This is a genomic window from Flavobacterium potami (genome assembly GCF_020026915.1).
Taxonomy (GTDB): domain Bacteria; phylum Bacteroidota; class Bacteroidia; order Flavobacteriales; family Flavobacteriaceae; genus Flavobacterium; species Flavobacterium potami.
The window spans coordinates 1-283 of record NZ_JAINUY010000081.1 but is presented as its reverse complement, the minus strand read 5'-3'; the positions used below and the strand labels follow the sequence as shown (position 1 = coordinate 283).

Below are 283 nucleotides of genomic sequence, written 5' to 3'. Positions count from 1 at the left end.
TTCCACCCCAGACTCTCTCACCTGAAGTACTTTCCCAGGTAAGGGATTATACCCGCAAGATAGCGCTTGGACTTAAGGTCAAAGGGCTAATCAACATTCAGATGGCAGAAAAAGGTGGAAAGGTCTATGTGCTTGAGGCAAACCCACGTTCAAGCAGGACAATTCCCTTTGTTTCAAAAGCTGTTGGAATCTCACTTGCAAAGATCGCAGCTAAAGTTATTGTCGGGCACAGCTTAAAAAGCCTGGGATGCATGGAAGAACCAAAGCCCAATCATGTTTCGAT

The 283-nt window shown here is 45.6% G+C and carries 1 protein-coding gene; it reads left to right on the top strand.

What is annotated here, in order from left to right:
• A partial coding sequence (locus K6T82_RS24350) for an ATP-binding protein (RefSeq protein ID WP_223711646.1) occupies positions 1 to 283 on the top strand: 283 nt, incomplete at both ends.